The sequence below is a fragment of the Bradyrhizobium sp. USDA3516 genome, assembly GCF_057651995.1.
The window spans coordinates 575,021-587,859 of sequence record NZ_JBYGYN010000002.1 but is presented as its reverse complement, the minus strand read 5'-3'; the positions used below and the strand labels follow the sequence as shown (position 1 = coordinate 587,859).

The 12,839-nt window shown below is 65.4% G+C and carries 11 protein-coding genes; 5 read left to right on the top strand and 6 right to left on the bottom strand.

Annotated elements, in window-relative coordinates:
* The first annotated feature begins 36 nt into the window (after positions 1–36).
* A complete protein-coding gene (locus AC24YW_RS08615) occupies positions 37–765 on the top strand; it encodes a glutathione S-transferase family protein (RefSeq protein ID WP_487482316.1) in 729 nt (242 codons plus the stop codon).
* Positions 766–1,026: 261 nt separating this feature from the next.
* Here the strand turns inward: AC24YW_RS08615 and AC24YW_RS08610 are convergent, their stop codons facing one another.
* The 6 genes from AC24YW_RS08610 to AC24YW_RS08585 form a co-directional block, all read right to left on the bottom strand.
* Entirely contained in the window at positions 1,027–2,178 is a 1,152-nt protein-coding gene (locus tag AC24YW_RS08610; protein WP_487482315.1) for an ABC transporter substrate-binding protein, read from the bottom strand.
* 93 nt (positions 2,179–2,271) lie between these two features.
* Complete coding sequence (locus tag AC24YW_RS08605; RefSeq protein WP_487482314.1) at positions 2,272–2,691, bottom strand: acyl-CoA thioesterase; 420 nt, start codon at positions 2,689–2,691, stop codon at positions 2,272–2,274.
* 23 nt (positions 2,692–2,714) lie between these two features.
* Entirely contained in the window at positions 2,715–3,476 is a 762-nt protein-coding gene (locus AC24YW_RS08600) for an SDR family NAD(P)-dependent oxidoreductase (RefSeq protein WP_036036313.1), read from the bottom strand.
* A 26-nt stretch (positions 3,477–3,502) separates the two neighbouring features.
* Complete coding sequence (locus AC24YW_RS08595; RefSeq protein ID WP_487482313.1) at positions 3,503–5,386, bottom strand: feruloyl-CoA synthase; 1,884 nt, start codon at positions 5,384–5,386, stop codon at positions 3,503–3,505.
* A 10-nt stretch (positions 5,387–5,396) separates the two neighbouring features.
* Positions 5,397–6,206, bottom strand: coding sequence for a crotonase/enoyl-CoA hydratase family protein (locus AC24YW_RS08590; protein ID WP_487482312.1), 810 nt, complete (start codon positions 6,204–6,206; stop codon positions 5,397–5,399).
* A gap of 127 nt (positions 6,207–6,333) precedes the next feature.
* Positions 6,334–7,179 (bottom strand): SDR family NAD(P)-dependent oxidoreductase, encoded by an 846-nt coding sequence (locus tag AC24YW_RS08585; RefSeq protein ID WP_487482311.1) that lies wholly within the window; start codon positions 7,177–7,179, stop codon positions 6,334–6,336.
* A gap of 178 nt (positions 7,180–7,357) precedes the next feature.
* On the opposite strand from AC24YW_RS08585, the gene AC24YW_RS08580 reads away from it, so the two are divergent.
* The 4 genes from AC24YW_RS08580 to AC24YW_RS08565 all read left to right on the top strand — a co-directional run bounded on the left by AC24YW_RS08580 (position 7,358) and on the right by AC24YW_RS08565 (position 12,755).
* Positions 7,358–8,854, top strand: coding sequence for an aldehyde dehydrogenase family protein (locus tag AC24YW_RS08580; protein WP_487482310.1), 1,497 nt, complete (start codon positions 7,358–7,360; stop codon positions 8,852–8,854).
* 111 nt (positions 8,855–8,965) lie between these two features.
* Positions 8,966–10,093 (top strand): alkene reductase, encoded by a 1,128-nt coding sequence (locus AC24YW_RS08575; RefSeq protein WP_487482309.1) that lies wholly within the window; start codon positions 8,966–8,968, stop codon positions 10,091–10,093.
* 239 nt (positions 10,094–10,332) lie between these two features.
* Positions 10,333–10,836, top strand: a complete 504-nt coding sequence (locus tag AC24YW_RS08570; protein ID WP_487482308.1) for a GFA family protein — start codon at positions 10,333–10,335, stop codon at positions 10,834–10,836.
* A 257-nt stretch (positions 10,837–11,093) separates the two neighbouring features.
* Positions 11,094–12,755, top strand: coding sequence for a thiamine pyrophosphate-binding protein (locus AC24YW_RS08565; protein ID WP_487482307.1), 1,662 nt, complete (start codon positions 11,094–11,096; stop codon positions 12,753–12,755).
* Positions 12,756–12,839: the final 84 nt, after the last annotated feature.

Below are 12,839 nucleotides of genomic sequence, written 5' to 3'. Positions count from 1 at the left end.
TTCCTTCACTCGTTCGACAGGTTCAGGAGAGCTTGCATGATCACGCTTTACGGCTTTGGCGCCGGCTTCGGCCTGCCGGAAATCAGCCCCTTCGTCACCAAGACCGAGGTGCAGCTCAAGATGGCGGGACTGCCGTACCGGAAAGAGCGGGCGATGCCGCCGGCTTCGCCCAAGGGACAACTGCCCTTTATCGACGACGGCGGCGAGGCGGTGGCCGATTCCACCTTCATCCGGGCCCATATCGAGCGCCGCTACGGCTTCGATTTCGACGCCGGCCTCTCCCTGGCTGAGCGCGCGCAGGCCTGGGCGTTCGAACGCATGATCGAGCACCACGTCTATTGGGCGCTGGTCGGCGCGCGCTGGGTCGATCCGGTCAATTTCGCCAAGGGGCCCGCGCATTTCTTCGACGGCGCGCCGGAGCACAATCGCGAGAAGCTGCGCGAGGATGCGCAGTTCCGCGTCGCCGAGAACTACCTGCTCTCCGGACTCGGCCGCCATGCGCCGGATGACGACGTCGATCTTGCCGTGCGTTCGCTGTTCGCGCTGTCGGTGCAGCTCGGCGACAAAGCCTACCTGATGGGCAACCGGCCCTGCGGCGTCGACGCGACGGCCTTTGGCGCGCTGGCCGGAATCCTGACGCCGTTCTTCGAATCCGTCTTGCGCGAGCGCACGGAGGGATTTCCCAACCTCACCGCCTATGTCGACCGCATGATGGACGATTATTATCCCGAGTTCGCCTGGACGCCGCTACGGCAGGCGGCGTGAGGCATATTGCTTCCAAGGGCTCGGTGTAACCTCTCCCGCTTTGCTCGCGGGAAAGGTCGGCGCGAAGCGCCGGGTGAGGGCTTTCTCCTCTGGGGGGTGTCTCTGCTCGCCTCGGACAGTCCCGACGCGGAGGCACCCTCTCCCCAACCCTCTCCCGCAAGCGGGAGAGGGAGCGCACCGGAGCCGCAGCTCACTCCATTCACCAAACGAAAAGAGCCGGCCCATGGGGCCGGCTCTCGTCGTCTCGAACTTTCGCGATGTCTACTTCACCAGCGTGTATTTGCCGTCCTTCACCGTGAGCAGGATGCGCGCGCGCTCGTCGACGCCGTAGCGGTCCTTTTCGGTGAAGTTGTAGACGCCCTGGCTCGCCGCCAGCTCCTTCTCCGTCAGCAGCGCCTGGCGGATGGCCTCGCGGAACTCCGGCGTGCCAGGCTTGGCCGTCTTCAATGCCACCGGAATGACGCGCTTGAGGATCTCGAACGCATCGAAGGAATGGCCGGCGAACTGGCTGCGGCTGTTCGGGCCGTACTTGGCTTCATAGGCCGAGTTGAGCGCGAGACCCGGCTTCTTGGTCAGCGCGCTGTCCGGCTGTTCCTCGGGGGCCATGACGGGACCGGAGGCCATCAGCACGCCTTCGGCCGCTTTGCCGGCGATGCGGACGAAGTCCATGCTGGCCGCGCCGTGGGTCTGGTAGATCAGGCCCTTGTAGCCGCGCTCGCGCAGCTCGGTCTGAGGCAGCGCGGCCGCGGTGCCGGAGGCGCCGACCAGGATGGCGTCGGGATTGGCGGCGACGAGCTTCAGCACCTGGCCGGTCACCGAGGTGTCGGGACGAGCGAAACGCTCCTCGTCGACGATGGTCATCCCCATCGGCACGGCCTGGGCCTTGAGGTCGTTGAACCAGAGATCACCGTAGGAATCGGAATAGCCGATGTAACCGAGCGTCTTCACGCCTTTGGACTTCATGTGGTCGTACAGCACCTTGCCGACGATCGGGATCGGCTGCGGCATCGCTACCGACCACTTCATGCGCTCCGGTGTGATCGGGAACGGCGCCAGACCAAAGTGCGGGATACCGGCTTCATTGGCGACGTTGGAGACCGCGATGGTCGGCGGCGTCAGCGCCGAGCCCATGATGATGTCGGCCTTGGATTCGGTGACGAAGCGGCGGGCGTTGGTGGTGGCGGTGGTGGGATCGCCGCCGTCGTCGAGCACGATCACCTTCAGCGGCACGCCGCCGATCTCCTTCGGCACGAATTCCAGCGCGTTGCGCTCGGGAATGCCGAGGGCCGCACCCGGGCCGGTCGTCGTGGTGGTGATGCCGATGGTGACTTCGCTGGTCTGGGCCAGCGCGGGCAACGCCGGTAAGGCCAGCGCGGCCGCAGTGATGGCAGCGGTCAAATAAAAGCGTTTCATCTATTATTCCTCCCTTGACGTGTTCATTTGAAAGCAGAAATCGCGGGGTAATTCAGCCCCGTCTTTTGGTGATGCGGCGATTTAGCTCCGGACTTAACTCCCCGTGAATTTGGTTACCATTTCCGCCGGGAATGGTGCGGATTTCAGCTTGTCGTGGTTAGCAGGATCGCGGCCGACCAGGACGCGGGTCTCGAAACCCTCGATCGCGAGCGCCTCGCCCTTGTAGACGTTGTGCTTCACCTCGAAGCTCGAGCGCTTGATGCTCTCGATTCTGGTCTCGATGGTGATCCAGTCGCCATAGGTCGAGGGGATGTAGAACTTGGCCCGCGTGTCGACCATGGGGATGCCCACCAGGCCGTACTTGCGGACCAGGTCCTGCTTGGAGAAGCCGGCGGCTTCGAACAGGGTCGAGGTCGAATCGTCGAACATCGCGAAATAGCGCGGGTAGTAGACGATGTTCGCGGGGTCGCAATCGCCCCACTGGATCTGGACCTCGCGCCGGTTCACGAACATCTGGCTCGCCCTATTCTGCGAATTTACTTGGGCGCCATGCGCAGCGAGCCGTCGAGGCGAACCACCTCGCCGTTCAGGTAGGCATTCTCGACCATGTGCAGCGCGAGCGCGGCGAACTCGTCGGCCTGGCCGAGCCGGCGCGGGAAGGGGATGGCGGCGGCGAGCGAGTCCTGGGCCTCCTGCGGCAGGTTGGCCAGCAGCGGGGTCAGGAACAGGCCGGGCGCGATCGTCAGCACGCGGACGCCGAACTGCGCCAGCTCGCGCGCGATCGGCAGCGTCATGCCGACGATGCCGCCCTTGGAGGCCGAATAGGCGGATTGGCCGATCTGGCCGTCATAGGCGGCAACGGACGCGGTGTTGATGATGACGCCGCGCTCGCCCGTCGCCTGCGGCTCCAGCTTGGACATTTCGGTGGCGGCGAGGCGCAGCATGTTGAAGGTGCCGATCAGGTTGACCTTGATCACCTTGTCGAAATCGGAAAGCGCCATCGGGCCGTCGCGGCCGACCACGCGCTTGGCCACGCCGATGCCGGCGCAATTGACCAGCACGCGCGCCGGGCCGTGGGCCTTGGTCGCCTGCGCGATCGCGGCTTCAGCGGAGGCGGCATCGGAGACATCGCAGGTGACGGCAACGCCCTTGATCTCCGCCGCGACCGTTTCGGCCAGCTTGGTGTTGAGGTCGCACACCGCGACCTTGGCGCCCTGTGCGGCCAGCTTTCTCGCGGTGGCCGCGCCCAGTCCCGATGCGCCGCCGGTGACGATTGCGGCCTGATCCTTCAACAACATGGCGTTCTCCTTTGGCGATCTTTTTTCTAGGCGACCGATATCACACGGTTCGACGGATTGGCAGCGTAGAGCTCCTCGATCAGCTCGCCGCGATGCTCCAGCACCGCGCGCTGGTTGATCGAGCCCTTGTCGGTGACTTCGCCCTTGTCGATCGAGAGCGGCGTGTCCATCAGGATCGCACGCGTGATCCGCGTCGAGGATCCGGTGGCTTGGCCGAGGAAACGGGTCAGGCGCTCGCGGAACGCCTCGCGCACCAGGCGGTCGCGTGTCGCGACGACGAGATCGTCGGGCGGCAGTGTCGGGTTGATCAGCCGGCAGCCGTCGAGGTCGAGCACGACGAGCGCGGAGACCTCGTCGCGATTGATGCCGGCGATGACGACGTCGCGCACCAGGGGCGCGCAGGCCGCGGTGAGGCGCGCGCGTAAGGGGCCGACGCTGACCCAGGTGCCGCTCGCGAGCTTGAAGTCCTCGCTGACGCGGCCGTCGAAATCGAAGCCGGCGTTGAGATCATCGGGATCGGTGGGCTTGAGGGCGTCACCCATCTTGTAAAATCCTTCCTCGTCGAAGGATTTTGCGGTGATGTCGGGTTGGCGCCAGTAGCCGGGCATCACGTTCGGCCCCTTGGCGCGTACTTCCAGCTTGCCGTTGTTCGGCACCAGCTTGGCGTCGTTGCCGGAGACGGGCAGGCCGACATGGCCGGAGCGGCTGGTGCGCGGATTGACCGACATGAAGAACGGCGCGGTCTCGGTCGCGCCGAGACCGGTCAGCATCGGCACGCGATAGCCCTTCTCCTTCGCCGCGAGCTCGTCGAGGCTGTCCCAGACGAACGGCGACAGCGCCGCGCCGGAGAAGAACATCGCATGCAGCCGGTCGAAGAACTTGGCGCGCAGGCCCTGGTCGTCGCGCAAATAGGGCAGCAGCGATTCATAGCCCTTGGGGACGTTGAAATAGACCGTCGGCGAAATCTCCCGGAGATTGCGCACGGTCTCCTCGATGCCGCCAGGCACCGGCTTGCCGGCGTCCAGATACATCGAGCCGCCGTTGTAGAGCGTCAGGCCGATGTTGTGATTGCCGCCGAAGGTGTGGTTCCACGGCAGCCAATCGATGATGACCGGCGGCTCGTCCTTCAGGAAGGCGAGCGTCTCGCGCAGCATCACCTGGTTGGCGCAGATCATGCGCTGGGTGTTGACGACGGCCTTGGGATTGCCGGTCGAGCCCGAGGTCAGCAGGAATTTTGCGATCGTGTCGGGGCCGATCCTGCCATGGACCTCGTCGAGATCGCCACGGATCGGCGTCGCCATCAGATCGGCGAGCAGGGTGACGTCGCGGCCCGGCACCTGCCCGTAGGACGCGGCGATCTCGGTGCCGAGCGAGACGTTGGCGGCGAGCGCATCGGCGAACTTGTCGGCATCGTCGGCGAAGACGAGGCCCGGCGTCAACAGCTTCATCAGATAGGACAGCTTGCCGTAATCCTTCGACACCAGCGAATAGGCCGGCGACACCGGGCAGAACGGAACGCCGGCATAGAACGCGCCGAAGGCGAAGAGCGCGTGGTCGATCGAATTGCCGGAGAGGATGACGACCGGCCGTTCTGCAGACAGGCCGCGCTGGATCAACGCCGAGGCGATGTGCCGGCTCGCGGTGAGCAGCTCGGCATAGGTGATCTTGCGCCAGCCGCGACCGCCTTCGCGCTCGGCCATGAAGACGCGGTCCGGCGTCGTCGTGGCCCAATGATGCAGGCGGTCGGTGATGCGGACGGGATAGTCGCCGAGCGGCTGCTTTGGCCGCAGGTAGATCGTGCCGTCGTCGCGCCGCTCGATGTTGACGACGGGATCGCCGAACGAGATGGGCCGCAGCGGGAAATTACTCGCGCCGCGCTCCATGCCGGAAGAGGACGGCTGGGCGCTCATGACTTGACGCTCATGATTTGGGCTTCACCTTCGCGGTCTTGTGCTCGAGGAATTCGCGGATCCGCCGCTTGGCCTCCTTGTCGCTCTGCGCGACGGTGGCCATCAGCGACTCCATCAGCAGGCCGGTCTGTGGATTGGCCTCCGCGATCATCGGCAGCGCCTGGAGCACGGCGAAATTCGTCAGCGGGGCGTTGGACGCCACCTTGGTCGCGAGCTCCAGCGCCTTGCCGAGCCCGTTGCCGGCCTCCGTCAGATATTGCGCGAAGCCGTAGGACGCGCCTTCGGTGGCGCTGTAGACGCGCCCCGTCAGCATCATGTCCATCATCCGGGCGACGCCGATCAGCCGCGGCAGCCGCACCGAGCCGCCGCCGCCGACGAAGATGCCGCGCTGCCCCTCCGGCAGCGCGAAATAGGTCGAGGGCTCGGCGACCCGAATATGGGCCGCGCAGGCCAGCTCCAGCCCGCCGCCGATCACGGCGCCCCTGAGTGCCGCGATCACGGGCACGCGGCTATACTGGATGCGGTCGAACACCCGGTGCCACATCTGGGAATGCAGGAGCCCGCCGGTGGCGTCATGCTCGGTCAGCTCGGAGAGGTCGAGGCCACTGGAGAAATGGTCGCCGATGCCGTGGATGACGACCGCGCCGATATCCTCGGGCAGCTTCGCAAAACACTCGCCGATTTCCAGGATGATGCCGTCATTGAGCGCATTGCGCTTGGCCGGCCGGTTCAGACCCACGGTCAGGACCCGGTCCGCCCGCTCGATCCGGAGTAGCCCGGAGGCGCCCGCGTTTGCGGTCTCGGCGTTTCCCTGTGTCATTTGCGTCCTTCTCAGAATAGTTATGTTGTATAACGAATTTTGGGGGAGTCAAGGTGGGACGCAGCCGGGTGAGCGTGGCCCGCTCCTCTCCGCGAGGGACCAAGGCGAGCGAGAGAGCGGTGCAGGCCTAGTCTTGCGTCACAAACTTCGCGAACGCATCGGCGTAATCCGGATGCCAGCGCGACAATGGCGGGCGGTTCTCGACGATGTCGCCGGCCGCCCAGAGCATGCGCTTCTCGTCGAGCGGGCGCGGCACGTCATTGTCCGGGCAGAGAATGTAGAAATCGCCGGCCTCCAGCCGCGCCAGCATGAAATCGACCGTCTGCTCCGGCGTCCAGGCGCCGGCCGGCTTCTCGGTGCGTCCCTTCGCGGTCAGGCCGGTGAAGACGAAGCCCGGGATCAAGAGGTGCGCAGTGATGCGGCAGTCCTTCGTGTTGCGCAACTCGTGCTGGAGCGCCTCGGTGAACGCTTTCACGCCGGCCTTCGAGACGTTGTAGGCGGGATCGCCCGGCGGCGTGGTGATGCCCTGCTTGGAGCCGGTGTTGATGATGAGGCCGCGCCTGCCACGGGCGATCATGTTTGGCGCGAAGATGCGCGAGCCGTTGATGATGCCCCACATGTTGACGGCGATGATGCGCTGCCAATTGTCCGGCGCGTCGAACAAGGTGCTGCCAGGCTGAATGCCGGCATTGTTCATGAGGACGTCGGTGCCGCCGAACCGCTCGTGGACGGCGCGCTCGAGTTCCATCACGCTCTCGATCTTGCTGACATCGACGGCCGACGTCATGACGTTCGCGGCAGACGTGATGGATGACAGTTTTGTTGCAGCTTCTGCCAGGCGTGTCTCGTCGACATCCGCGATACACACCTTCATTCCAGCGCGCGCAAATGCCGCGGCGGCGGCGAATCCGATGCCGGCTGCGCCGCCCGTGATCACGGCAACATTGTCCTTGACGATGGCTGGATGTGACATCGAGCGTCTCCGTGGAAAGCCTTCAGAGCTATAGCATGGCAGCCGTGCGACCCTGCACAAGTCGGCATGGGAGGTCTTCGTTCCGCGCTGCCTTTACGCCTATCAGGCGCGGCTGTATCCTCGACAGAGCGATCCCGCCCAGATCGAACCAATCAATCACCTGACAGGGAGTGCAGCCATGGCTGTGTCGCAGGCTATTCCGATCACGCGCCATCCGTTCGCCAACGGGTCCTACAAGCAGATGCTGATCGACGGCAAGTGGGTCGATGCAGCTTCGGGCAAGCGCTTCGAGACCCGCAATCCCGCCACCGGCGAGCTGCTCGCAACCGTCGCCGAAGGCGACAAGGAAGACATCGATCGTGCGGTCGCGGCCGCGCGCCGCGCCTTCGAAGGTCCGTGGAGCAAGGTCAAGCCGTTCGAGCGGCAGAACCTGCTTCTCAGGCTCGCCGACCTCGTCGAGAAGAATTTCGACGAATTGTCGCAACTAGACACGCTCGACATGGGCGCGCCGCTGAGCCGGACCCGTGCCTACCGCCTGCGCGCCGTCGGCATGCTGCGCTATTACGCCGGCCAGACCACCGCGATTCACGGCGAGACCATCGAGAACTCGCTGCCCGGCGAGATCTTCTCCTACACACTGAAGGAGCCGGTCGGCGTCGTCGGCGCCATCATTCCCTGGAACGGGCCGCTGACCGCGACGATCTGGAAGATCGGCCCGGCGATCGCGACCGGCTGTACCGTGGTGCTCAAGCCTGCCGAAGAAGCGCCGCTGACCTCGCTGCGCATTGCCGAGCTCGCGCTGGAAGCGGGCGTGCCGCCCGGTGTCATCAACGTCGTTCCCGGCTATGGCGAGACCGCGGGCGCTGCGCTCGCCTCGCACCACGATGTCGACAAGGTCGCCTTCACCGGCTCGCATGTCACGGGCCAGTCGATCATCCGTGCATCGGCCGGAAACCTCAAGCGCGTCTCGCTCGAGCTCGGCGGCAAGTCGCCGGACATCGTGTTCGCCGATGCCGATCTCGACGCCGCCGTGCCCGGCGCGGCGATGGCGGTGTTCGCCAATTCGGGGCAGATCTGCAGCGCCGGCACGCGCTTGTTCGTCGAGCAGTCGATCTACGACGAGTTCGTCGGCCGCGTCGCCGAGTTCGGCAAGAAGCTGCAGGTCGGCAACGGCCTCGATCCCAACGTGCAGATCGGCCCGCTGGTCTCAGAGCAGCAGCTCGAGCGGGTCACCGGCTATCTCGACATCGGCCAGAAGGAAGGCGCGAAGGCGCTCGCCGGCGGCGGCCGCGTCACCGAAGGCGCATTGTCCAAGGGTTTCTTCGTCTCGCCGACGGTGTTCGCGGGCGTCCAGGACAACATGCGCATCGCGCAGGAGGAGATTTTCGGTCCCGTCATCTCCGCAATCGCGTTCAAGGACACGGACGAGCTCGTCAAGCGCGCCAACAACACCACGTTCGGCCTCGGCTCCGGCCTGTGGACGCGCGACGTCAGCAAGGCCCATGCGGTGGCGAAGTCGCTGCGCGCCGGCTCGGTGTGGGTGAACTGCTACCAAGCGATGGACCCGGCCGTGCCGTTCGGCGGCTACAAGATGAGCGGCTACGGCCGCGAATCCGGCAAGCAGCACGTCGAGGAATATCTCAACGTGAAGGCCGTCTGGATCAAGACGGCCTAATGTTCCTCCTGCGTTTCGCGGGGAGGAATTTCCTTCGTGGGGGCGGCGCCTTCTCCAGGTGTCGCCCCCGCTCTATGATCGTCATCTTACCAAGCTCCAGTTGAGGCCAGCATGAAATTCGAAGCGTTGTTTCGGCCGTTGCAGGTCGGTCCCTACAAGCTCGCGCATCGCGTTGCGATGGCGCCGTTGACGCGCATGCGGGCCGAGCGCGACACTTTCGCGCCGCGGCCGCTCAATGCCGAATATTATGGCCAGCGCGCGACGAAGGGCGGCCTGATCATCGCCGAAGCCTCGCCGGTGCTCTCGCACGGCCGCGGCAACCCGGCGACGCCCGGCATCTATTCGGAGGCGCAGATCGCGGGCTGGCGCAAGGTGACGGATGCCGTGCACGCCAAGGGCGGCATCATCTTCCTCCAGCTCTGGCATGTCGGCCGCGTCTCTCATTCCTCCTTCCACGGCGGCGAGCTGCCGGTTTCGGCCTCGGCAATTCCGATCAAGGCCGAGGGCATGAAGGCAATGACGGCCGACGGCAAGATCGCCGACTACGAGACGCCGCGCGCGCTTGAGACCGAGGAGGTGAAGGGCATCGTCGAGGCGTTCCGGCAGGGTGCCAAGAACGCGCTCGCCGCCGGCTTCGACGGCGTCGAGATCCACGGCGCCAACGGTTATCTGCTCGAGCAATTCCTGCAATCGCGCAGCAACCAGCGCACCGATCAATATGGCGGCGGAATCGAGAACCGCGCGCGCCTTCTGCTCGAGGTCACGCAGGCCGCGATCGACGTCTGGGGCGCGAACCGCGTCGCTGTCCGGCTATCGCCGCACGGCATCGCCAATGATTCCGGCGAGCCGGATCCGATGCCGCTCTACACCCACGTGGTGAAGGCGCTCGACAAGCTAGGTCTCGCCTATCTGCATCTCATCGAGCCGCGCTCGAGCGGCGCCGGCCGCGCCGATGTCCATTGGGAAAACGTGCCGTCGGCGATGGTGCTGTTCCGCCCGCTCTACAGCGGCGTCTTGATGACGGCAGGTGGCTTTACCGGCGAGACCGCGAATGCGGCGATCGCGGAAGGCCACGCCGACATCATCGCCTTCGGCCGCATCTTCATCTCCAATCCGGATCTGCCGCGTCGTCTTGAGCACGGCTACCCGATCACGCCGTACAACCGCGCGACCTTCTACGGCGGCGAGGAGAAGGGGTACACGGATTATCCGGTGTATGACGAGCTGACGCCGGCCTGATCTGTCATTCCGGGGCGACGCGAAGCGTCGAGCCCGGAATCCATCGGGCCGCATACTCGGAGGTGAGATGGATTCCGGGTTCGATGCTTCGCATCGCCCCGGAATGACGACATTGATTTGTTGCGCGACCGCCACCACAATTTCCGTCATTGCGAGCGCAGCGAAGCAATCCAGAATCTTTCCGCGGAGACGGCCCTGGATTGCTTCGCTGCGCTCGCAATGACGACGGAGAGACGTCCATGGCCAAAGCCGCAGCCGCCGCAGGGATCGCCACCGGCCAATGCCTCTGCGGCAAGGTCGCCTTCGAGATCGACGTGCCTGCGCGCTGGGCCTGGCACGATCATTCCGCCGGCAGCCGGCGCGCCCATGGCGCGGCCTATGCCACCTATGTCGGAAGCTGGAAGAAGCGCTTCCGCATCACCTCCGGCAAGACCGCGCTGACCCGCTACGAGGACAAGTCGACGAAGACCGTGCGCAGCTTCTGCTCGCATTGCGGCACGCCGATCATGTACGAACGGCCGCGCGGGCCGCACATGATCAACATCCCGCGGGCGCTCTTCAACGAGCGTACCGGCCGCCAGCCGCTCTACCATATCGCCATCGAGGAGCTGCAGGAATGGGCCTATGCCGGTGAGCCCTTGGTGCCGCTGAAGGGCTTTCCCGGCGTCGTCTGGCAGCGCTCGAAAAAGAAGAAGCGCGCTGGCGGTGAGGACCCGTTCGAGCTGGGGCGGGAGGAGATGTAGCCCGCCGCACGCTCCGCGCTCGTGTCCCGGACGCGCTGCAGCGTGAAACGCTGCTGCGCAGAGCCGGGACCCATCTATCGGCGAGCTCGGCGCGATCTGGGTCCCGGCTCTGCGTCGCAACGTTGCACGTTGCGCCGCGTCCGGGACACGAGACCGCCCGCGCAACGCAGCCATGACCGCGCTTCCTTGCGCGTCGGCCGACATCTCGGCCATCATGCTTTCCGTCCTTGCGGCAATTGTCCGCTCCTGGAGGAAACATGAAGAACAAGATCACCGGCCGCTCCGCCTTTCTCGCGTTGCTCAAGGACGAGGGTATCACGCACCTGTTCGGCAACCCCGGTACCACCGAGCTGCCGATCATGCATGCGCTGAAGGACCATCCCGATCTCACCTATGTGATGGCGATGCAGGAGAGCCTGGTGGTCGCGATCGCCGACGGCTACAGCCGCGCTTCGGGCAAGCTCGTCGCCTGCAACGTGCACGTCGCGCCCGGCCTCGGCAATGCGATGGGCTCGCTCTACAACGCCCAGTTCACGGGCACGCCGATGATCCTGACCGCAGGCCAGCAGGAACAGGGCCACGGCCTGATGGAGCCGGTGCTCTATGGTCCGCTGGTGCGCATGGCCGAGCCGCTGGTGAAATGGGCGGTCGAGGTGACGCGGCTGGAGGACCTGCCCCGCATCGTGCGCCGCGCCGCCAAGGTGGCGATGACGCCGCCGACCGGGCCGGTGTTCATCTCGCTGCCCGGCGACATCCTCAACAGCGAAGCCGGCATCGATCTCGGCCGCTCCACCCGCATCGATGCGCGCACGAAACCATCGGACGAGGCGCTGAAAGCCTTCGCTGCACGCCTGCTCAAGGCCGAGCGTCCCGTGATCGTGACCATGGACGAGGTGGTCAAGAGCGATGCGCTGAAAGAGGCCGCTGAACTCGCCGAGCTGCTCGGCGCTGCGGCCTATCAGTCCTCGACGCCGTACGGCTCGCACTTTCTGTCCGAGAGCCCGAGCTTCGTCGGCACGCTCGCGCGCGTGCAGAAGGTCGCCCGCGATACGCTCACGCCATACGATCTCTTGATTGCGCTCGGCGGCGATCCCTTGCGGATGTCGGTCTATAGCGAGGTTGATGCGCTGCCTGAGGGCCTCGGCATCGTGCAGGTCGGCCTCCTCGATTGGGAGATCGCCAAGAATTACGGGGCCGAGATCGCGCTGAAGGCGGATCTGAAGGAAACGCTGCGCGCGCTGATCCCGGTGCTCAAGGAGATGGGCGGGGCGGCCCTCGCGAGCCGCGCCAAGCAGCGTCTCGCAGAGCTCGCGCCGAAGAACTGGACCGCGCGCCGCGCCGCTTTGGTCGAGCAGATCGGCAATAGCGCGGGTCGCACACCGATCGATCCGGACTTTCTCGTGCTGCAAATGATCGAGGCGATGCCTGCCAACGCCATTCTCGTCGACGAAGGTCTCACCTCCAGCCGGCAGATTACGGCCCTGCATCCGCATCGTGACCGCTACGGCTATCACGGCCTCGCCTCCGGCGGCATCGGCTGGGGCCTGCCGGCCTCGGTCGGGGCCAGCATTGCCAATCCCGATCGCCCCGTGGTGTGCTTCTCCGGCGACGGCAGCGCGATGTACTCGATCCAGTCACTCTGGACTGCCGCTCACCACAAGCTGCCGCTCAACGTCGTCATCGCCAACAACGGCGGCTATCGCATCATCAAGCAGCGCCTGCTCGCCTTTCACGGCGACGACAATTACGTCGGCATGGATTTCGTCGATCCTCCCGTCGATTTCGCCGGCATCGCCAAGGCGCTCGGCTGTGAGGCGATCAAGGTCAGCGATGTCAGTGAGCTGAAGGCGACGCTGGCGTCGGCGTTTGGTCGGCCTGGGACGAAGCTGATCGAGGTGATGGTGGACGGGAAGGTGTAGGGCGGGCTTTGTCCGCCGTCATTGCGAGGAGCGCAGCGACGAAGCAATCCAGATTGTCTCCGCGGAGGGATGCTGGATTGCTTC